The organism is Paracoccus nototheniae, assembly GCF_004335005.1.
GTDB classification, from domain to species: Bacteria; Pseudomonadota; Alphaproteobacteria; order Rhodobacterales; family Rhodobacteraceae; genus Paracoccus; species Paracoccus nototheniae.
On record NZ_RQRT01000009.1, the window covers coordinates 22,871 to 42,706 of the forward strand.

A 19,836-nucleotide genomic window follows, 5' to 3' on the forward strand; every position below is an offset into this window, starting at 1 on the left:
GGTCAAAGCGCCTCGGCGCCCGCAATGATTTCAATAAGTTCGGTGGTGATCGCGGCCTGACGCGAGCGGTTGTACTGCGTCGTCAGCCGGTCGATCATGTCGCCCGCGTTGCGCGTGGCGTTGTCCATCGCACTCATCCGCGCGCCCTGCTCGGACGCGGCATTTTCCAGAAGGGCGGCAAAGATCTGCGTCGCGACGGATCGCGGCAGCAGTTCCGCCAGCAAGTCTTCCTCGCCCGGCTCGTAATCATAAAGCGCATTGGCGGCCTGAGCATCCTCGGGCACCTCGGCGGGAATGATCTGGCGGGCGGTCGGGATCTGGCTGATGACCGACCCGAAACGGTTGTAGAAGATCGTCGCCACGTCGAAATCGCCTGCGTCGAACCGCCCCAGCACCTCGTCGGTGATGCTGCGGGCCGTGTCATAGCCCATGCGCTTGACCTCGGACAGATCGACGTGATGCACGAACAGGCTGGCGTAATCACGCTTGAGCTGCTCGCGGCCCTTCTTGCCGACGGTCAGGATGGCGACATCCTTGCCCTCGGCGCGCAGCCGTTCGGCATGAACGCGGGCCAGACGCACGATCGAGCTGTTGAAGCCCCCCGCAAGGCCACGTTCCGCCGTCATCACGACCAGCAGGTGACGCTTGTCGTCGCCCGTCCCGGCCAGCAGGCGCGGCGCGCCGGACTGGCCTGCCGCATTCGCGGTCAGACCGGCCATTACGGCAGCCATGCGGTCGGCATAGGGACGCGCGGCTTCCGCCGCCTCTTGCGCACGGCGCAATTTGGCGGCGGCGACCATCTGCATCGCCTTGGTGATCTTCCGCGTGTTCTTGACGCTTCCGATCCGGTTCTTGAGATCCTTAAGACTGGGCATCTATTCCCCCTCTCAGGCGCGGGTGCTGTTGTATTCGTCCAGCACCGCTTTGATCGACGCTTCCAGCTCGCCGCTGATCTTGCGATCGTTGCGGGTCATGTCGTCCAGAAGGTCTTTCTTCTGGCCGCGCAGGAACTGAAGCAGGCCGTCTTCCCATGCCACGACTTCGCGCACCGGCACGCTGTCGATATAGCCTTTGGTGCCGGCATAGATCACGATGACGATCTCGGCCGTCGTCAGCGGGCGATACTGGGGCTGCTTCATCAGTTCGGTCAGGCGGGCACCCCGGTTCAGCAGGCGCTGCGTCGAGGCATCCAGATCCGATCCGAACTGGGCGAACGCCGCCATCTCGCGGTACTGCGCCAGTTCCAGCTTGACCGGACCGGCGACGGATTTCATCGCCTTGGTCTGGGCAGCCGACCCCACACGAGACACCGACAGACCGGTGTTCACGGCCGGGCGGACGCCCTGGAAGAACAGTTCGGTTTCCAGGAAGATCTGGCCATCGGTGATCGAGATCACGTTGGTCGGGATATAGGCCGACACGTCGCCAGCCTGCGTCTCGATGATCGGAAGCGCCGTCAGCGAGCCCGAGCCGTTGGCCTCGTTCAGCTTGCAGGCACGCTCCAGCAGGCGCGAGTGCAGATAGAAGACGTCGCCGGGATAGGCTTCGCGTCCGGGCGGGCGACGCAGCAGCAGCGACATCTGGCGATACGCCACGGCCTGCTTGGACAGATCGTCATAGACGATCAGCGCATCCATGCCGTTGTCGCGAAAATATTCACCGATGGCCGCACCCGAGAACGGGGCCAGGAACTGCATCGGGGCCGGGTCGGACGCGGTGGCCGCGACGACCGTGGTATAGGCCATGGCACCGGTCTCTTCCAGCTTCTTGACCAGCTGCGCGACGGTCGAGCGTTTCTGCCCGATGGCCACATAGATGCAATGCAGGGTCTTCATGCCCTCGGCCTCGCGGCCGTTATAGCTCATCTGGTTCAGGATCGTGTCCAGAGCGATGGCGGTCTTGCCGGTCTGGCGGTCACCGATGATCAGCTCGCGCTGGCCACGGCCGACCGGGATCATGGCGTCGACCGATTTCAGGCCGGTCGCCATCGGCTCGTGCACTGATTTGCGCGGCATGATGCCGGGGGCCTTCATGTCGGCGATGCGACGCTCGGTCGTCTCGATCGGGCCCTTGCCGTCGATGGGATTGCCCAGACCGTCCACGACGCGGCCCAGCAGGGCCTTGCCCACCGGAACGTCCACGATCGTGCGCGTACGCTTGACGGTGTCGCCTTCCTTAATGGTGCGGTCGTCGCCGAAGATCACGATACCGACGTTGTCGGTCTCGAGGTTCAGCACCATGCCGCGGATCCCACCGGGGAATTCCACCATCTCGCCGGCCTGAACATTGTCCAGACCATAGACGCGGGCGATGCCGTCACCGACGGACAGGACCTGACCAACCTCGGCAACTTCGGCGTCCTGGCCGAAGTTCTTGATCTGCTCCTTGAGGATCGCCGAAATTTCGGCAGCCTGGATTCCCATTATCCGACCTCTTTCATGACATTCTGGAGGGAGCTGAGCTTCGAGCGGATCGAACTGTCGATCATCTTCGAGCCCAGCTTGACAATCATCCCGCCGATGAGGGTTTCATCGACGCGCGTGTTCAGTTTGACCGTCTTGCCGGATTTATCGGCGAGGGTCTGTTTCAGGCGATCGGCCTGGGCGTCCGTCAGCGCGATGGCGCTGGTGACATCCGCAGTGATCTCGCCGCGTTCGGTGGCCATCAGCTCGGCCAGGCGCGCCGTCAGCTGGGGCAGCACGAACAGGCGACGGTTCCGGGCCATCAGCTGCAGCGTGTTGGCCAGAACCGGCGCAAAGCCCATCTTGGTGGCCAGCGCGCCGATGGCACGGGCCTGATCGTCGCGCGAATAGATCGGGCTGACGATCAGATCGCGCAGCGCGGGGCTGTCTTTCAGCGCGGCGTCCAGATCGGCTGTCTGCGTGGCCAGGGCGTCAAGGCTGCCCTCTTCCTTCGCAATCTCGAAGACCGCCTGCGCATAGCGTCCGGCGATGCTGTGGGACATGGAAACAGAGTTGGCCACGGTCATCCTTTACGGTTTGCGCAAACCCCGCTGGCGGGCCGGGCTATTGCCTGGTCTGTCGCGGGGTGCGGGTCGCGGGCGCACGGCTTATGGAGGGTCGCGCGCAAATCTGGGGCGTCTCTAGCAGGTGATTTCCGCCCCGGCAACCGTCAAGGGGGCGGAATGGCGGGCCTTTACGACCAAAGAAGGCGGGTTGGGGCAAACAGGTCGCGGGCAGCGCTAACACTGCCCGCAAGGGGTGCGGCGGGGTGCGGCAGGATGTCGCATCAAGGCTCGGACGGGGGCCCGTCCGTGCCCCCTTCCGATCGTCCGGCGACTCGGGGGCCGGACCCTGCCGGGACATTGCGGGGGCGCGGGCGGGCGACGCCGTCGAGGATTTCCAGCGGGCTGGGGACATGGATGCGGACTGCGGGGCCGATGGGGGCGCGGGTCTGCTTGGTCAGCTCGACCAGAATCACCCCGGCGATCAGCACCCGGCTGATGCGCGCCCCGCTGCGTTCCCAGAACTGCGCGCTGCGCAGCCAGAACCGCCGGTCCGAGGGCGGGATATAGACCGCCGATCCGTGCCAGTCCGGCTGGAACCCGGCGCGCCGCATCTGCGCCTCGATCTGGCCGGTGGTAAAGGCGCGGCCGAACCCGAACGGCGTGCGGTCGGACGCCGCCCACAGGCCCGCGCGGTTCGGCACCATCATCATGATCCGCCCCCCCGGCCCCAGACAGCGCCAGGCCTCGGCCAGCAATTCGCGCGGATGTTCGCTGGTTTCCAGCCCGTGCAGCAGGATCAGGCGGTCGATGCTGCCGGTCTCGATGGGCCAGGCGGTCTCGTCGCACAGGACGGAGTGGTTTGGCTGGCCCGCCGGCCATCCCATGACGCCCTGCGGCCCCGGCATCAGCGCCGTCACCCGCCGCGCATGGGGCAGATAGGGCCGCATCATCGGCGCCGCAAAGCCAAAGCCCGCCATCGTCATGCCGGTGACGCTGCCCGGCGCCCACCGCCCCGTCAGCCGGTCGCGCAAGATCCGCTGCACCACGCGGCCAAGCGCGCGCTGATAATAAAAGCGCCGCAGCTGATCGATGTCGTGATGCATTGCGCAGGGGTCCCGGGTTTGACAGGCTCAGGTGACCACAAGGGAAGGGATTTGCCAATGCCGCTGGATCTGGTCACGCTGCGCTGCCTTCGGGACAACTACGCCTATCTGCTGCACGGGCCTGCCGGAACGGTTCTGATCGACGCCCCCGAGGCGATGCCGGTCCTGACGGAACTGGGCGCGCGGGGCTGGACGCTGGACGCCATACTGCTGACCCATCACCATGACGATCACATTCAGGCGGTCCCCGACATCGTCGCCGCCACCGGTGCCCGCGTGATCGGGGCTGCGGCGGATGCGCATCGCCTGCCGCCGCTGGACCAGTCGGTCGCGCCCGGCGACGTGGTCGAGATTCTGGGCGAAACGGCCTTTGTCATCGACGTGTCGGGCCATACCATCGGCCATGTCGCCTTTCATTTCCCCCAAAGCGGCATGGCCTTTACCGCCGACAGCCTGATGGCGATGGGCTGCGGACGCCTGTTCGAGGGGGATCCGGCGATGATGTGGGACAGTCTGTCGCGCCTGAACGCCCTGCCCGGCCCGACGCTGATCTGTTCGGGCCATGATTACTGCACGGCGAACGGCGCCTTTGCCCTGTCTGTCGATCCCGACAATCCCGCCCTGCAGGACCGCCTGACCGCCATCGCCGAGGCCCGCAGCTCCTGCGCGCCTGCCACGCTGGACGAGGAACGCGCCACCAATCCCTTTCTGCGGGTGGCCGATCTGCGCGGCCCCCTGGGGATGGAGGAGGCCACCGATGCGCAGGTCTTTGCCCGGTTGCGCGCGATGAAGGACGATTTCTGATGGTTTGCCGCAGCCCAAGCGTCACGATGGCGCTTGAAATACGGGCGTTGCGGCATCACATCTGCCTCAACCGTGGGAAAATCGTGGCAGATGTGGCTGAAACCACTTGATGCCGGGGCAAATCCACCAAATCTTAAAGCCATCATGACAGTCTGGGCAGGTGGGCCGCGAACGGGCCCATACCGCCAGCCGACTGACAGGAGACGACCGTGCCAAGTTTCTCGACCTCCCTGGAACAGGCCATTCACCAAGCGCTCGCGCTGGCGAACGAACATCGACACGAGCTTGCGACGCTGGAGCATCTGCTGCTGGCCCTGACCGAGGAACCGGAAGCGGTCAAGGTCATGCGGGCCTGCAACGTTGAACTGGAAGAGCTGCGCAAGACGCTTGTCGATTTCATCGAGGATGACCTGTCCACGCTGATCACCGATGTCGAAGGGTCCGAGGCCGTGCCCACGGCCGCCTTCCAGCGCGTCATCCAGCGCGCCGCCATCCACGTCCAAAGCTCGGGCAGGCAGGAGGTGACCGGCGCGAACGTGCTGGTCGCCATCTTCGCCGAACGCGAATCGAATGCGGCGTTCTTCCTGCAGGAACTGGACATGACCCGATACGACGCGGTCAATTTCATCGCGCATGGCGTGGCCAAGAACCCGTCCTTCAACGAACCCCGCAAGGTCGTCGGCTCGGAAGAGCCGGTCGAGCAGAAACAGGCCGAGGCCGCGCAAGAGGCCAAGGACGAAAGCGCGCTTGGCAAATATTGCGTCGATCTGAACGTGAAATCGCGCAAGGGCGACGTGGACCCGCTGATCGGTCGCGAACCCGAGGTTGAACGCGCCATTCAGGTGCTGTGCCGCCGCCGCAAGAACAACCCGCTGCTGGTGGGCGATCCCGGTGTGGGCAAGACCGCCATCGCGGAAGGGCTGGCGCTGAAGATCACCCGGGGCGAAACCCCCGAGGTTCTGGCCGGTGCCACGATCTTTTCGCTGGACATGGGCTCGCTGCTGGCAGGCACCCGCTATCGCGGCGATTTCGAAGAGCGGCTGAAGGCCGTCGTCAAGGAACTCGAGGCGCATCCCGATGCGATTCTGTTCATCGATGAAATCCATACGGTGATCGGTGCGGGCGCGACCTCGGGCGGGGCGATGGATGCCTCGAACCTGCTGAAACCGGCGCTGGCGGCGGGCAAGCTGCGCTGCATGGGATCGACCACCTACAAGGAATACCGCCAGCACTTCGAAAAGGACCGCGCCCTGGCCCGCCGGTTCCAGAAGATCGACGTGAACGAGCCTTCGGTCCCCGATACGATCAAGATCCTGATGGGTCTGAAGCCGCATTTCGAGGCACATCACGATCTGCGCTATACCAATGATGCGATCAAATCGGCGGTCGAACTGGCCAGCCGCTATATCAACGACCGCAAGCTGCCCGACAGCGCCATCGACGTCATCGACGAAGCCGGCGCCGCACAGCATCTGGTCAGCGAAAGCAAGCGTCGCAAGACGATCAGCCCGAAAGAGATCGAGGCCGTCGTGGCCAAGATCGCCCGCATCCCGCCCAAGAATGTCAGCAAGAACGATGCCGAGGTTCTGCGCGATCTGGATGCCGGTCTGAAACGCGTCGTTTTTGGGCAGGACAATGCCATCGACATGCTGTCCAGCGCCATCAAGCTGGCCCGGGCCGGTCTGCGCGAACCCGAAAAGCCCATCGGCAACTATCTGTTCGCAGGCCCCACCGGCGTCGGCAAGACCGAGGTTGCCAAGCAGCTGGCCGCCAGTCTTGGGGTCGAACTGATCCGTTTCGACATGTCGGAATACATGGAGAAACACGCGGTCAGCCGGTTGATCGGGGCGCCTCCGGGCTATGTCGGCTTTGATCAGGGCGGGCTGCTGACCGACGGGATCGACCAGCATCCCCACAGCGTGCTGCTGCTGGACGAGATCGAAAAGGCGCATCCGGATGTGTTCAACATCCTGTTGCAGATCATGGATGCGGGGCGTCTGACCGACCATAACGGCCGGACGGTGGATTTCCGCAACGTGATCCTGATCATGACCTCGAATGCCGGGGCATCGGATGCCGCCAAGGCCGCGATCGGTTTCGGTCGCGACCGGCGCGAGGGCGAGGATACCGCCGCGATCGAGCGGACCTTCACGCCCGAGTTCCGCAACCGTCTGGATGCGATCATCAGCTTTGCGCCGCTGTCGCGCGATGTGGTGGTGCATGTGGTCGAAAAGTTCGTGCTGCAGCTGGAAGCGCAGCTGATGGACCGCAACGTTCATATCGAACTGACCCCCGAGGCGGCCAACTGGCTGGCCGAAAAGGGTTACGACGACCGCATGGGGGCCCGCCCGCTTGGCCGGGTCATTCAGGAAAGCATCAAGAAGCCTCTGGCCGAGGAATTGCTGTTCGGTCGCCTGACCAAGGGTGGCGTGGTCCGCGTGAAGATCGAGGATGACAAGCCCGTCTTCGACATCACCGGCCCCGATGCCCCTCGCATCGGCAAATCAAAAACCCCGCTGCTGACCGCAGACTGACCGGCGGTCCGGAACATTCGAAAGCCCCGCCCTGACCGGCGGGGCTTTTTCGTTTGTCAAAGGCCGTGCCACGGCCGTCCTGTCGGCTGCGGCATGGCCCCGGGGGCTGTCAGGTCGCTGACAAGGGGACAGTGGCCGACCTCTGCCGCAGGGATGACGGTCCGCCATGTCCACCGCTCGGAAAATCGCCAGACAGGGCGCCTCGATCGCCGCCCATCAATAAGGCCTGCCACCCGCGCCACTCCGGAATGTCAGATCAGCCGGGCGGGGATCAGGCCACGCAGGGCGTTGCCGCAGAACAAGGCGCCGTCGGACAGATCCGAGGGCACCAGCGGCGCCTCGATCGCGCGGCCCATCGCCAGCAGGCTTTCACGCAGCACGCCGGGCAGCAGGCCATCCGACAGTGGCGGCGTCAGCAGCCGGTCGCCGCGTTGCAGGAACAGGCTGGTGATCGACCCCTCGCACAGCGCGCCGCGCCTGTTGGATAACAGCGCCTCGTCCACGCCCGGCGGCAGGGCGGCGCGGGCGGCGTCATAAACGGGGCGCCGTGTCGATTTGATGCCCAGCCAGGGATCAGCCGGGTCCAGCCGCAAGGGTGACAGGATCACCCGCCATTCGGGCGGGTTCGGGGGCAGTCCCGCATGGGTCAGGCTGAGATCGCCACCCGCCGCCACGGCCAGCCGGGCGCGCAGCACCGCGCCCAAGGGCAGCGCCCGCAGGGCCGACAGCGCCCGCGCCTCGTCTAGCGGAAGGCCCAAGGCCGCGCAGCCGCGCCGCAGCCGCGCCAGATGCAGCGGCCACAGCGCGATGCGGCCATCGGCCTCGCGGCGCATCGTCTCGAAGACGCTTACGCCTGCGGGGATGGGGCCAGGAATGCGGATTTGCACAACGCCTCCTCCCATTCCGAAGCGGCCTCGCTGTCATGCACGATGCCGCCACCGACATTCAGCCGCAAGAGGCCGGGTTCGACCATCCAGGGCGACCGGATCGCCACGTTGAAACGCATCGGCCCCGCCGGATCGACCCAGCCTATGGCGCCGCAATAGACCTCGCGCGCGGCCTGTTCCAGTTCGGCGATGATCTGCATCGAGCGGATCTTGGGCGCCCCGGTGATCGAGCCGCAGGGGAACAGCGCCGTCAGGATCTGCCCCAGCCCGGTGCCGGGCAGCAGCCGCCCCTCGACGGTGGAGACCATCTGATGCAGCGTTGCGTATTCCTCGACATGGAACAGCTGCGGCACGCGGACGCTGCCGGGATGGCAAATGCGGCTGATATCGTTGCGCAAAAGATCGACGATCATCAGGTTTTCGGCGCGGTTCTTGTCCGATCCCTGCAAGGCGGCGGCGGCGGCGCGGTCCTCTGCCGGGGTGGCGCCGCGCGGGGCGGTGCCCTTCATCGGCCGGGTGCGGATCGTGCCTGCGGCATCGACGGCAAAGAACAGTTCCGGGCTGCGCGACAGAATGACCGGGCCGCCGAGGTCCACAAAGGCCCCCTCGCCCACCGGCTGGCGGGCGGCCAGTGCGGCATAGATCGCCAGCGGATCGCCGGTCACGCGCGCCTGCATCGGAAAGGTCAGGTTGATCTGATAGGTGTCGCCCGCCGCGATGTAATCCTGCACCGCCGCGATCGCCGCATCATAGCGCGCCCGTTCCCACAAGGGGCGCGGCGGGCCGATGGTGACGCCTGATGGCGCAGGCAGGGGCTCGGCGGGCCGGGGGCCGTCAAAGACCCCCATCAGGATCAGCGGCATCTGCCGACCCTCGGGCATCAGGGCGGACAGGCGCGGGATCAGCGCATGGCCCAGCTCATAGGATAGATAGCCCGCCAGCCAGCAGCCCCGCGCCGTCGCCGCCTGCATCGCGGCCAGCGCGGGCGCCACGCCCGCCGCCGTATCGGCGCGGATCACCGATTGCGGCGCGATGAATTGCGCAGGCCCGCCCAAGGGGCCGTGATCGAACCGGATCATGCCCTGGGGCTGGTCTTGTCGGCGGCCTTTTTGGCCGCATGGCGGGCCGCGCCCTCGCGCACCTTGGCGGCCAGATCGCGGGCGACGGCAAAAGCACCCTTGATCCGTTCGGCATCCGAGGTGAAGTCGCGTTTCAGCACCACCTTGTTGTCGGTGACCTTGGCGGTGCCGCGTTCGTCGGACAGGAAGTCGACCAGCCCCGCCGGGTTCGGGAACTTGTCCATGTGGAACTGGACCGTCACCCCCTTGGGCCCCGCATCGAGGCGCGAGATATTGGCCCGCTTCGCCATCGCCTTGATGCGCATGACCAGCAGCAGGGTGTTCACCTCGCGCGGCAGGGGGCCAAAGCGGTCGATCAGTTCGGCGGCGAAACCTTCAAGCTCGACCTTGCTGGTCAGTTCGGCCAGACGACGGTACAGCCCAAGCCGGACGTCCAGATCGGGGATATAGCTGTCGGGAATGGTCACCGGCACGCCCAGATTCAGCTGCGGCGCCCATTCATCCTCTGGCGTGCCCTCCAGCTCTCCGGATTTCAGCTTGGCGATCGTTTCCTCCAGCATCTGCTGGTAGAGTTCGAAGCCCACCTCTTTGATGTGGCCCGACTGCTCCTCGCCCAGCAGGTTGCCCGCGCCGCGCAGATCCAGATCCTGAGAGGCCAGATTGAACCCCGCGCCCAGCCCGTCGATGCTGCCCAGGAATTTCAGCCGCCGCATCGCCTGCGGGGTCAGGGGCACGCGGGGCTTGGTCGTCAGATAGGCATAGGCGCGGGCCTTGGACCGGCCCACCCTGCCCCGGATCTGATACAGCTGCGACAGGCCGAACATGTCGGCGCGCCAGACGACCATCGTGTTCGCGGTCGGGATATCCAGACCCGATTCGACGATGGTCGTGGCCAGCAGCACATCATGGCTGCCATCGTAAAAGGCGTTCATCCGGGCATCCAGATCCCCCGCCGCCAGCTGGCCATGGGCCACGATCGTGCTGATCTCGGGGACGTTTTCGGACAGCCAGTGTTCGACATCGGGCAGATCGGTCAGTCGCGGGACGACAAAGAACGACTGCCCGCCGCGATATTTCTCGCGCAGCAGGGCCTCGCGGATGGTCACGCTGTCGAATTCGCTGACATAGGTGCGGATCGCCAGACGGTCCACCGGCGGGGTGCCGATGACCGACAGATCGCGCACCCCGGTCAGCGACAGCTGCAACGTGCGGGGAATGGGGGTCGCGGTCAGGGTCAGGACATGGATGTCGCTGCGCAGCTCTTTCAGGCGCTCCTTGTGACCGACGCCGAAATGCTGTTCCTCGTCGATGATCAGCAGGCCCAGGTTCTTGAACCGGATCGCCTTTGCCAGCACCGCATGGGTGCCGACGACGATATCGACGCTGCCATCGGACAGGCCGGTGCGGGTCAGGCCCGCATCCTTGGCGCTGACGAAACGCGACAGCGGGCGCACGGTGATCGCCGTGCCGCGGAACCGGTCCACCAAACTGCGGTAATGCTGGCGGGCCAGCAGGGTGGTGGGCGCCACGACCGCGACCTGCATGCCCTGAGATGCGGCGATGAAGGCCGCGCGCATCGCGACCTCGGTCTTGCCAAAGCCCACATCGCCCACGACCAGCCGGTCCATCGGACGGCCTGCGCCCAGATCGCCGGCCACATCCTCGATCGCCGACAGCTGGTCGTCGGTCTCGGAATAGGGAAAACGCGCGGCAAAGGCCTGCCAGTCGTGATCCTCGGGGATCAGCACCGGGGCGGGACGCAGCAGGCGTTCGGCGGCGATGCGCATCAGCTTGTCGGCGATCAGCTTGATGCGTTCTTTCAGACGCGCCTTGCGGGCCTGCCAGGCGCCGCCGCCAAGCCGGTCCAGCATGCCCTCTTCATGGCCATAGCGGGTCAGCAGCTCGATATTCTCGACCGGCAGATACAACCGGTCGCCGCCCGCATATTCCAGCGCCACACAATCATGCGGCACCTTCATCGCCATGATCGTCTCGATCCCGGTATAGCGGCCGATGCCATGTTCGACATGCACGACCAGATCGCCGGGCGACAGGGTCTGGGTGTCCTTGAGGAAGTTCTCGGCCTTGCGGCGCTTTTTCGCGCCCCGGATCAGCCGGTCGCCCAGCACATCCTGTTCCGAGATGACGGCGATCTTGCCCAAGGCCGTGCCATCGGCCACGAACCCCTCATCCAGTGGCCAGACGGTCAGGCCGATGGCGCCGGGCCCCTGGGGCAGATCGCGCAGGTCGGCGATGGGCTTGGCGCCCGCCAACCCCTCATCCGTCAGCAGGCCCGACAGGCGGTCGCGGGCGCCGTCGGAAAAGCTGGCGATGACCACGCGATGGGTTTTGGACAGCGCCTTGATATGGGTGGCCAGCGCCCCGAACAGGTTGATCTGTTCGGCCTGCCGTTCGGGCGCGAAATTGCGGCCCGGCCGGCCGCCCGCATCCAGAACGCCCGGACCGGGGGGCTGTTGCAACACCGACAGACGCAGCACCCGGTGCGGGGCCAGCCATGCGGCCCATTCCGCCTCGGTCGGGAACATCGCATCGGGGGGGACGGGCTTGTAAACGGTATCGGCGCGGCCCTTGGCGGACATGGCCGCACGGCGGGCGTCGAACTGTTCGGCGATGGTCTTGCGCCGCGCGTCGATCACCTGCCCGATATGATCGTCCAGCACGACCGAGGCGCCGGGCAGATAATCGAACAGGCTTTCTATGCGGTCATGAAACCACGGCAGCCAATGTTCCATCCCGGCGGTCTTGCGCCCCGCGCTGACGCTTTCATACAGGGGATCGCTGCTGCCACCGCCATATTCGGTGCGATAGGCCTGCCGGAACCGGGTGATCGAGGGTTCGTCCAGAATCACCTCGGACATGGGCGCCAGTTCGATCCGGTCCAGTTTCTCGGTCGTGCGTTGGGTCACCGCGTCGAAACGCCGCGCGCCGTCCAGCACATCCCCGAACAGATCCAGCCGGATCGGGCCGCTGGCACCGGGGGGGAAAATGTCGATGATGCCGCCGCGCACGGCGTAATCGCCCGGCTCGGTCACGGTAGGGCTTTGCGCGAAACTCATCCTGACCAGAAAATCGCGCAGTGCCGCCTCGTCGATGCGGTCGCCCACGCGGGCGGTAAAGGCGGTGCCCTGCACCAGCTTGCGGGCAGGCACCCGCTGCAACACCGCATTCAGCGTGGTCAGCAGCACGAAGGGCCCCTTGACCCGGCCCTGCGCCAGCCCGGCCAGCGTGGCCATGCGCGCCGCCTGAATCTCGGGCGCGGGCGAGACGCGGTCATAGGGCGTCGTGTCCCATGCGGGGAAATCCAGCACCGGCAGCTGCGGCGCCAGAAAGGCCAGCGCCGCGCGCGTGGCCGCCAGACGACGGTCGTCGCGGGCGATATGGATGACGGGCGCGCCCCGGTTTTCGGGGCGCAGCGCCTCGCGCGCGATCAGGGCGGCGTCATAGCCCTCGGGCGCGCCGGAAAGGATCAGCTGGTCGGACATGGCTGCTGACCTAAGGCGATGCGCGGGGAAGTCAAGCGCACCTCAGAACCCCACCGGATGAAGCAGCGACCACAAGGCCCCCCACAAAGCCGCCAGCGCGACCGAGATCATCGACAAAAGCGTCACCCATCGCCGGTGCCAGGTCATCGCGCGCACCACGCCCTGCGCCACCTCGGGCAGCGGGCTGCGGGCGTCCTGCGCCGCCTCGATCAGCGGCGACAGGCGGCGGGCCAGCCGCACGCGCATCCAGAACAGCACCCAGAACGGCGCCAGCAACAGGACCAGCGCCTGCGCCATCTCCAGCCAGAAGACAAAGCCGAGGACGATCAGCGAGGTCATCAGAAAACTGGTCACGCCCAGAAACACCGCCCCCTCGCGCGGGCCAAGCCGCCAGCGCGGCAGCACCAGCGACAGCCAGTCCAGCAGGGTGATAACGGCGGCGCCGGGGCCTTCGCCTGCCGCCTGTGTGGCCTTGGCGCGGGCCAGCACCTCGGACGGGACGCCCAGCACGCTGCGCCCGGTGGTGGACCACATGCCCACCAGCGCCAGCCAATACCAGATCGTCGAAAAGGACCGGCTGTCCAGAAGCCCGATCAGGCTGTCGAATTGCGGCACGGTCCGTTCCTTGTCCTTGGCTGCGCCGGACCTTAGAACGGGTTGCGACCAAGGAAAAGCGCCCCGGTTGTTCCACGCTGTCACAGGAGGCCCCCATGGCCAGCCCGATCATCGCCCCCTTCCCCGCCACCCGGCTGCGCCGCTTGCGCCGCAACGCCAATATCCGCGCCATGGTGTCGGAACGAAACCTGACCCCCGCCAACCTGATCTGGCCGATCTTCGTGACCGAGGTGGCCGGGGCCGAGGGCGAGATCGCCTCGATGCCCGGCGTCGAACGTCTGACGCTGGACGGCGCGCGCCGTGCCGCCGAACGCGCGGCCCGGCTGAACATCCCCGCGATCTGCGTCTTTCCCCATTCGGCGGCGGAAAGCCGGACCGACGATTGCGCCCGCGCGTGGGATCCCGACAATATCGGCAACCGCGCGATCCGCGCGATCAAGGAGACCGTGCCCGATCTGGTGGTGATGACCGATATCGCGCTGGACCCCTATAACGCCAACGGCCATGACGGTCTGGTCCGCAACGGAGAGATCCTGAACGACGAATCGGTCGAGGCGCTGGTCCGCATGGCCCTGATCCAGGCCGAATGCGGCGCCGATATCCTTGGCCCCTCGGACATGATGGATGGCCGCATCGCCGCCCTGCGCGCGGCATTGGAACGCGACGGCCACAAGCATGTCGCGATCCTGTCCTATGCCGCGAAATTCGCCAGTGCCTTTTATGGTCCGTTCCGCGATGCGGTGGGCGCCTCGGGGCGGCTGGTGGGCGACAAGGCGACCTATCAGATCAACCCCGCCAACCGGGACGAGGCGATCCGATGCGTCGCCCGCGATCTGGCCGAGGGCGCGGATATGGTGATGGTGAAACCCGGCATGCCCTATCTGGACATCTGCCGGGCGGTCAAGGATCAGTTCGGCGCGCCCACCTTCGCCTATCAGGTCAGCGGCGAATACGCGATGATTGAGGGCGCGATCCGCAACGGCTGGCTGTCGCGCGACGCGATGGTGGAAAGCCTGCTGGGCTTTCGCCGGGCGGGCTGCGACGGGGTGCTCAGCTATTTCGCGCCCACCGTCGCCGAGATGCTGGCATGAGACGCGCGGCTCGCGTATCCTGCCGCGCAACGGGCCGGAACGAGCCCCGCATTCCGACACGAGGCGACACATGAGCAATTCCCATCACCTGTCCCGCCGCACCCTGCTGCTGACCGGCGGCGCCGCCCTGCTGGCGGCCGGCTGCACCAATGCGGTGGGCACCGACGGCGCAGCCCAGCTGGATGCGCGGGTCGACCAGACCCATCAATATCTGATCGGCACCTATCCCGCCGCCCAACCCTTGGTCGAGGGGGCGCGCGGCGTCCTCTACATGCCCCTGATGACCGAGGCCGCCTTGGGCTTCGGCGGCGCCTATGGTCAGGGCGCGCTGCGCATCGGCGGGCAGACGGTCGATTACTATTCCTCGTCGCGCGCGACCGTGGGCTTTCAGGCAGGCGCGCAGCAATATGCGCATGTGCTGATCTTCCAGACCGACGAATCGTTGGCGGCCTTCCGCGCCGCCCCCGGCTGGACCGCAGGGGCCGGTGCCTTCTACGCCATCCCCTCGGGTGGTATGGCGGTCGGCGCCGACACGTTCTCGGCCCAGTTCCCCGTCGTGGCGATGATCTTCGGCCAGTCCGGCCTGATCGCAGGCGCCTCGATCGAGGGGACGAAATACACCCGCATCATCCCTTCGACCCTGCCGGACCTGCGCTTCGGTACGATGGGCCTGCCCCCGATGGCCCCCGCAGGCTGAAAGGCCGGGGGGTTTCACACCCCCCGGACCCCCTGCGGGATATTTTAGCCAAGATGAAAGAACTGGCCGCGTTCATCTTGGCTAAAATATCCCGGGGGGAGTCCGCAAGGACGGGGGGCTGGCCCCCCTTTTTTCTGACCGAAAAACCCGCTCAGGCAGAGGTCAGGTGCCGCAATCCATGCGTCACATCGGCCCGCACCGCCAGACGCAGCGCCGGCTCGTCTCCCGCCCGCAACGCGGCCAGGATCATGCGGTGATGGCGGGGCGGCTCGTTCCTTTTGACCCGGCCATAAAGCGCGCGCATCGTCGGGCCCAGCTGCAGCCAGATCGTCTCCAGCATGGCCAGCATGGCCGGGGCCTGTGCGCGCAGATACAGCATCCGGTGAAAATCCAGATTGCAGCGGATATAGCCCACCGCATCGTGGCGCTCGACCGCGTCGGCGATGCGGCCGTTCATGGTGGCCAGCCGGTCGATCAGCGCGAAATGGGCGCGCGGCAAGGCGCGGGCAGCCAGCTCCGGCTCGATCAAGGCCCGCAGGGCGGCCAGTTCCTCGATCCGGTCGTCGGACAGGGCGGGGGTCGCCACGCGGCCCGATCCCGATAAGGTCAGCGCGCCTTCGGCCACAAGACGCCGCACCGCCTCTCGTGCCGGGGTCATTGACAGGTTGTGATCGCGGGCGATGCCGCGCAGGGTCAGCGCCATGCCCGGCGGCAGCTCGCCCAGCATGATCTGGCTGCGCAGGCTGCGATACAGCCGTTCATGGGCGGTCGGATCAGAGGGGCGTGTGACGGTCATTGTCCAGATGTGATCACAAATGGCGCAGACGTCAATCGCGGAAGCGCCACAGCATCAGATCGCCGCCCTGCGCCTTCAGCCAGGCCCGCTGTGGGGCATGGCCGGGCATCAGCGCCTCGACCGCCGCCCAGAAGCGGGGCGAATGGTCCATATGCGCCAGATGCGCGACCTCATGCGCCGCGACATAGTCCAGCACCAGAGGCGGCGCCATCGCCAGCCGCCAGGAAAACATCAGCCGCCCGTCATGGGTGCAGCTGCCCCATCGCGACCGCGTGTCGCGCAGCACGATCGCCCGATAGGGACGGCCCAGCCCGCCCGAGAACCGGTCGCAGGCCGCGCGCAGCCGCATCAGCGCCAGATGCTTCAGCCAGGCGGCGGCCACCGGGCCTGCGGGGCACCCCTCGGGGATCAGAAGCGCGCCGTCCTGCACCATCGCCCGGCGCACCGCTGCGGGGGTCAGGATCAGCGGCTGCCCCTCGACCGGCAGCAGGGCGCCGGGACGGGCCAACTGCAGCGCCGGCAGCCGTCCCACCGCCTGACGCAGCCAGTCGCCGCGCGACAGGGCAAAGGCCCGCCCCTGCGCCAGCGGCACCCCCACAGGCAGCGTCAGCACCGCCCCGGACCCGTCGCGCGGCACCCGCAACGTCATCCGCCGCGCCCTGACCGAGCGTTTCAGCCGCACCTGCAGCCCGTCTTCCAGGATGATCCGCTGATCGCCGCTTGCCATGCCCGCCTTGGCCTGCCAGATAAAGCCTTTGACACCCTCTGGCCGCTATGGCAGGGGAACGCCCGATTTCCCCTAATCGCGGCTGAAGGAGAATACCATGCCCAAAGAGGAATGGGGCACCAAACGCCTCTGCCCGCATTGCGCGACGCGCTTTTACGACCTGAAGGCAGATCCGATGACCTGCCCGGCCTGTTCCAACCGGTTCACGCTGGACAGTCTGACCGATGGCCGCGGCAAGACGCTGGTCACCGAAAAGGCCGTGCCCGCCACCGATGACGACGAACTGGTCGATGAGGAAGAGGATATCGCCGACGAGGCAGGCGATCTGGACGACGACCTGCTGGAGGAGGATGATGACGACGGCGACGTGTCGCTGGACGACATCGCCGATGTCGCAGGCGACGAAGAAGAATGATCCCAAGGCCGCGCCCCCAAGGCGCGGCCTTTTTCCTTATCCCCGGGGTATCGCCATGAGCTTTCAAGGATTGTCCGCCTATCGCCCGCAGATGCTGGGCCTGTTGCGCATCGTCGCGGCGCTGTTGTTCTTTGCCCATGGCACGCAGAAGATCCTTGGCTTTCCGGCCAGCGACATGTCACCCGCCCTGCTGACCCTGCCCTGGATCGCCGGGATGCTGGAACTGGTCGGCGGCGCGGCCCTGATTCTGGGCCTGTTCACCCGCCCCGTGGCCTTTGTGCTGTCGGGTCAGATGGCGGTTGCCTATTTCATGGCCCATGCCCCGCAAAGCCCCTTCCCGGCCCTGAACGGTGGCGATGCGGCGATCCTGTTCTGTTTCGTGTTTCTGTATTTCGTCTTTTCAGGCCCCGGCGCCTTCAGCCTGGACCGGGCCAGCGGGCGCGACGGCTGATCCCGCACCGCTGAAAGGCGGTCGCCCGAAAACTTGGCCGGGGGGTGAAATTTTCCTCTTGCACCCCCCGGCGCCCGATCCTATAGACCCCACACGCAGCGGCGCCGAGGCGCCTTGCGGACCTTCGGTGGGGTCATAGCTCAGTTGGTAGAGCGCTTGAATGGCATTCAAGAGGTCAGGGGTTCGATTCCCCTTGACTCCACCACTTAAACTCTCCTTGCAGGTTGATTGATTTCGTCGCAGGCGCTGATCGCGTCTTTTCGCGGGATTTTTAAGCTGTTTTGGATCGCATGGGTCATGGATTGCGCTGAGCACATCCCGGTCGCCATCGCGGGCAGGCTGCGGGACATCATGGTCCGGAACGCGGTCGTGCAAACGCCGCACCGCGTTTTCCAGCGGCCCTACGCTGGCCGGGTCCGACCCGCCGCTGCCGAAAACAACACACACAAGGCCGTCCATCCGGCGCGGGCAGGATCAAGGCAGCGATGCCGCCCTGACCAAGGCGCCGGATATGCCGGGCCTGACCGGTTTTTACGATGTCTGCCGGGCGGTAGGGCGAAGGACCGATCAGGCGGTGGGCAGCGATATCTCGCCTTCGGAGACCGCATCACCCCAGGGGCTCATGATCTCGGTCGCGCCGCAATTCCGGCCTGCCGCGCGCATCACCCCTGCGGGCACCGCAAAGGCATAGGGGTGGACCGTCCGTCTGGCGGTGGTGACCTGTCCAAGGGCGGCCAGCGCATGGGCCACATCGGGGGGCAGATCCTCGTCCATCACGGTCCCGCTGGCAGCCGACGCATCGATGCGCGGAGTGTGGAACGCGGCCTCCAGATCCATGCCGAAATCGACCATGAAGCTGACCAGATTGGCCACCGCAGGCAGGATCTTGCGCCCGCCCGAGGCGCCGATGGCGAACATTCGGTCGCCCACCTGCCCCACGGTCGGGCAGACATTCATCAGACACCGCTTGCCCGGCGCCAGAGAGTTCGGCTTGCCGGGTTCGGGATCGAACCACATGATGCCGTTGTTCAGCAGCATCCCGGTCTGGGGCGACACGACATGGCTGCCGAACATCGACAGCAGGGTCTGGGTCACGTTCACCATATTGCCATGCCGGTCCACCACGCTGAAACTGGTGGTGCAGGCGGGCGCGCGGGGACTTTCGCCGGTATCGCCCCCCTGCGCCAGCCGGTCGCGATAGGCCTCGCCCAACCCTGCTGCCAGCGCGCCATAGCTGGCGGCCGAGGGCGCATCGCCCGGCTGGAATGCCCCCTGCATCTGCTGCAGCGTCTGGACAAGCGCGGCCCCGGCGGACAGGCCCGAAGGCGCATGGATCACCGCGTCGCGATAGCGGACGGTCCGGGGCACAGCGGCGGTTGCGCGATAATCGCGCAGATCGTCCAGCGACAGGCATCCGCCCTTGGCCCGCAGATCCTCGACCAGCATGCGCGCAGTCGCGCCATCATAGAAATCCTGCGGGCCGTGATCGGCCAGACGGCGCAGGGTGGCGGCATGGGCGCGCTGATCCAGCCGGGCATCGGTCGCCGTGGTCCAGCCCGCGATATCGGGCCATTGCCCGTCGGCCAGAAACAGCGCTGCCGCATCCGGGTCACGCGCCAGCTGCCGCGCGCCCGAGGCGATCAGCAGCGATGAATACCAATCCAGCGCCATCCCCTGATCCGCCAGCGCCACCGCCGGGGCCAGCAGATCGGCCCAGTCCTTGCGGCCATACCGCTGATGCGCCAGCGCCATTCCCGCCACCGTGCCCGGCACCGCGACCGAGGTCGCACCATAGATGTTGCGGTCGTCCCTGACCCGCGTCCAGGGAAACAGATCCGCCGCCTGCCGCCCCGGCTCCAGCGGATAATCGGCCACATCCAGCGCGGCAGGGGCGCGCATGCCGAACTCGATCACCTCGGCGCGCTGATCATCCGCGCGCCACAGGGTCATCATGCCGCCGCCCATCGGCCCAGACATCCACGGCTCGACCACGCCGACCGCAAACGAGGTCGCGACGGCCGCGTCCATCGCATCCCCTCCGGCAGCCAGCACCGCCGCCCCGACCTCGGCCGCCTTGCGGTGCTGACAGGCGACGACGCCGCCATCGGTCCAGACGACCTCTTTGCGGATGCGCTGCGTCTTGGAAAGATTCGTCATGTCATGGCC

17 protein-coding genes and 1 tRNA gene are annotated in these 19,836 nt (G+C 66.6%); 7 read left to right on the forward strand and 11 right to left on the reverse strand.

The features are described from left to right. Positions 1–2: 2 nt before the first annotated feature. From EG885_RS06030 to EG885_RS06045, 4 genes are all read right to left on the reverse strand, one after another. Positions 3–875, reverse strand: a complete 873-nt coding sequence (locus tag EG885_RS06030) for a F0F1 ATP synthase subunit gamma (protein ID WP_131573585.1) — start codon at positions 873–875, stop codon at positions 3–5. 12 nt (positions 876–887) lie between these two features. After that, the gene (gene atpA / locus EG885_RS06035; RefSeq protein WP_131573586.1) at positions 888–2,423 is read right to left on the reverse strand and encodes a F0F1 ATP synthase subunit alpha; all 1,536 of its coding nucleotides are present in this window, start codon (positions 2,421–2,423) and stop codon (positions 888–890) included. After that, entirely contained in the window at positions 2,423–2,989 is a 567-nt protein-coding gene (locus EG885_RS06040; protein WP_131573587.1) for a F0F1 ATP synthase subunit delta, read from the reverse strand. The genes atpA and EG885_RS06040 overlap by 1 nt, the downstream gene beginning before the upstream one ends. Positions 2,990–3,249: 260 nt before the next feature. Then, a complete protein-coding gene (locus EG885_RS06045; protein WP_131573588.1) occupies positions 3,250–4,071 on the reverse strand; it encodes a class I SAM-dependent methyltransferase in 822 nt (273 codons plus the stop codon). Positions 4,072–4,128: 57 nt separating this feature from the next. Here EG885_RS06045 and gloB point away from each other — a divergent pair, with 57 nt between their 5' ends. After that, positions 4,129–4,875 (forward strand): hydroxyacylglutathione hydrolase, encoded by a 747-nt coding sequence (gene gloB, locus EG885_RS06050; RefSeq protein ID WP_131573589.1) that lies wholly within the window; start codon positions 4,129–4,131, stop codon positions 4,873–4,875. Between the two features lie 209 nt (positions 4,876–5,084). Then, positions 5,085–7,409: an ATP-dependent Clp protease ATP-binding subunit ClpA gene (gene clpA / locus EG885_RS06055; RefSeq protein ID WP_131573590.1), complete on the forward strand. Its 2,325-nt coding sequence runs from the start codon at positions 5,085–5,087 to the stop codon at positions 7,407–7,409. A gap of 251 nt (positions 7,410–7,660) precedes the next feature. Here the strand turns inward: clpA and EG885_RS06060 are convergent, their stop codons facing one another. Genes EG885_RS06060 through EG885_RS06075 form a run of 4 tightly spaced genes read right to left on the reverse strand, consistent with a single transcriptional unit; the run spans position 7,661 to position 13,493 of the window. After that, a complete protein-coding gene (locus tag EG885_RS06060; RefSeq protein WP_242679527.1) occupies positions 7,661–8,296 on the reverse strand; it encodes an aminotransferase class IV in 636 nt (211 codons plus the stop codon). Continuing rightward, positions 8,257–9,375, reverse strand: a complete 1,119-nt coding sequence (locus EG885_RS06065; protein ID WP_131573591.1) for an aminodeoxychorismate synthase component I — start codon at positions 9,373–9,375, stop codon at positions 8,257–8,259. Before EG885_RS06065 ends, EG885_RS06060 begins: the two co-directional genes overlap by 40 nt. Beyond that, the gene (gene mfd / locus EG885_RS06070; protein WP_131573592.1) at positions 9,372–12,878 is read right to left on the reverse strand and encodes a transcription-repair coupling factor; all 3,507 of its coding nucleotides are present in this window, start codon (positions 12,876–12,878) and stop codon (positions 9,372–9,374) included. Before mfd ends, EG885_RS06065 begins: the two co-directional genes overlap by 4 nt. A gap of 42 nt (positions 12,879–12,920) precedes the next feature. After that, positions 12,921–13,493: a hypothetical protein gene (locus tag EG885_RS06075; protein WP_131573593.1), complete on the reverse strand. Its 573-nt coding sequence runs from the start codon at positions 13,491–13,493 to the stop codon at positions 12,921–12,923. 95 nt (positions 13,494–13,588) lie between these two features. Between EG885_RS06075 and hemB the strand changes: the two genes are divergently transcribed. Both hemB and EG885_RS06085 read left to right on the forward strand, forming a co-directional pair. Then, the gene (gene hemB, locus EG885_RS06080) at positions 13,589–14,584 is read left to right on the forward strand and encodes a porphobilinogen synthase (protein ID WP_131573594.1); all 996 of its coding nucleotides are present in this window, start codon (positions 13,589–13,591) and stop codon (positions 14,582–14,584) included. Positions 14,585–14,654: 70 nt separating this feature from the next. Beyond that, positions 14,655–15,281 (forward strand): lipid-binding SYLF domain-containing protein, encoded by a 627-nt coding sequence (locus EG885_RS06085; RefSeq protein WP_131573595.1) that lies wholly within the window; start codon positions 14,655–14,657, stop codon positions 15,279–15,281. A 151-nt stretch (positions 15,282–15,432) separates the two neighbouring features. Here EG885_RS06085 and EG885_RS06090 read toward each other — a convergent pair whose 3' ends face one another. Together EG885_RS06090 and EG885_RS06095 are read right to left on the reverse strand one after the other, a co-directional pair. Beyond that, positions 15,433–16,077: a GntR family transcriptional regulator gene (locus tag EG885_RS06090; RefSeq protein ID WP_131573596.1), complete on the reverse strand. Its 645-nt coding sequence runs from the start codon at positions 16,075–16,077 to the stop codon at positions 15,433–15,435. Positions 16,078–16,108: 31 nt separating this feature from the next. Next, positions 16,109–16,804, reverse strand: a complete 696-nt coding sequence (locus tag EG885_RS06095; RefSeq protein ID WP_131573597.1) for a M48 family metallopeptidase — start codon at positions 16,802–16,804, stop codon at positions 16,109–16,111. A gap of 97 nt (positions 16,805–16,901) precedes the next feature. Between EG885_RS06095 and EG885_RS06100 the strand changes: the two genes are divergently transcribed. The 3 genes from EG885_RS06100 (at position 16,902) to EG885_RS06110 (ending at position 17,875) form a co-directional block, all read left to right on the forward strand. Further along, positions 16,902–17,219 carry an FYDLN acid domain-containing protein gene (locus EG885_RS06100; RefSeq protein WP_131573598.1) on the forward strand — a complete coding sequence of 106 codons (318 nt, stop codon included), beginning with the start codon at positions 16,902–16,904 and terminating at the stop codon, positions 17,217–17,219. Between the two features lie 55 nt (positions 17,220–17,274). After that, positions 17,275–17,670: a DoxX family protein gene (locus tag EG885_RS06105; protein ID WP_131573599.1), complete on the forward strand. Its 396-nt coding sequence runs from the start codon at positions 17,275–17,277 to the stop codon at positions 17,668–17,670. Positions 17,671–17,799: 129 nt separating this feature from the next. Next, positions 17,800–17,875 (forward strand) — tRNA-Ala (locus tag EG885_RS06110). Between the two features lie 362 nt (positions 17,876–18,237). On the opposite strand, the gene EG885_RS06115 is transcribed toward EG885_RS06110, so the two are convergent. Continuing rightward, complete coding sequence (locus tag EG885_RS06115) at positions 18,238–19,827, reverse strand: gamma-glutamyltransferase (protein WP_131573600.1); 1,590 nt, start codon at positions 19,825–19,827, stop codon at positions 18,238–18,240. Positions 19,828–19,836: the final 9 nt, after the last annotated feature.